1 protein-coding gene is annotated in these 1,313 nt (G+C 64.4%); it reads right to left on the reverse strand.

From position 1 onward, the window contains the following. Window positions 1–122: 122 nt before the first annotated feature. On the reverse strand, window positions 123–1,313 hold a 1,191-nt coding region (tuf, locus tag BJP32_RS16645), incomplete at its 5' end, for an elongation factor Tu (RefSeq protein ID WP_046654641.1).

A 1,313-nucleotide genomic window follows, 5' to 3' on the forward strand; every position in this document is an offset into this window, starting at 1 on the left:
TACGCTTACGCTACTCTTACTGTGCGGCTCGAAAGCCGCCCGTCGATATTACTCGACGATCTTGGCCCCGGCGGGAGCGAGCTCCCGCCTAGGCTTTAGTCTCGCGTGGCGAGGATCGTCGATTACTCGACGATCTTGGCCACGACGCCGGCGCCGACGGTGCGGCCGCCTTCGCGGATGGCGAAGCGCAGCTTCTCTTCCATCGCGATCGGCGTGATCAGCTCGACGTCCAGCTCGGCGTTGTCGCCCGGCATGATCATCTCGACGCCTTCCTTCAGGCGCACGATGCCGGTCACGTCCGTCGTACGGAAGTAGAACTGCGGGCGGTAGTTCGTGAAGAACGGCGTGTGACGGCCGCCTTCTTCCTTGTTCAGGATGTAGGCTTCAGCCACGAACTTGGTGTGCGGGGTGATCGAACCCGGCTTGCACAGCACCTGACCGCGCTCGACGTCTTCACGCTTGGTGCCGCGCAGCAGCACGCCCACGTTGTCGCCGGCCTGGCCCTGGTCCAGCAGCTTGCGGAACATTTCGACGCCCGTGCAGGTCGTCTTCTGAACCGGACGGATGCCGACGATTTCGACTTCTTCACCGACCTTGACGACGCCGCGCTCGACGCGACCCGTCACCACGGTGCCGCGGCCCGAGATCGAGAACACGTCTTCCACCGGCATCAGGAACGGCATGTCGATCGGACGTTCCGGCTGCGGGATGTAGCTGTCGACCGCCGCCATCAGCTCCAGAACGCGCTCGGCGCCGATGTGCGGGTCGCGATCTTCCACCGCAGCCAGGGCCGAGCCCTTGACCACCGGGATGTCGTCGCCCGGGAACTGGTACGAGCTCAGCAGCTCGCGCACTTCCATCTCGACCAGCTCCAGCAGTTCCTCGTCGTCGACCATGTCGACCTTGTTCAGGAACACCACCAGCGCCGGAACGCCGACCTGACGCGACAGCAGGATGTGCTCGCGGGTCTGCGGCATCGGGCCGTCAGCGGCCGAGCAAACCAGGATCGCGCCGTCCATCTGAGCCGCGCCCGTGATCATGTTCTTCACGTAGTCGGCGTGGCCCGGGCAGTCGACGTGCGCGTAGTGACGGTTGGCCGTCTCATACTCGACGTGCGACGTGTTGATCGTGATGCCGCGCGCTTTTTCTTCCGGCGCGTTGTCGATGTCGGCGTAGTTCATCGCCTTGCCGCCGCCGGCCTTCGCCAGCGTCATCGAGATCGCCGCCGTCAGCGTCGTCTTGCCGTGGTCAACGTGACCGATCGTGCCGATGTTCACGTGCGGCTTCGTGCGTTCGAACTTTTCCTTGGCCAT

The organism is Brevundimonas sp. ZS04, from assembly GCF_001956865.1.
GTDB lineage: Bacteria > Pseudomonadota > Alphaproteobacteria > Caulobacterales > Caulobacteraceae > Brevundimonas > Brevundimonas diminuta.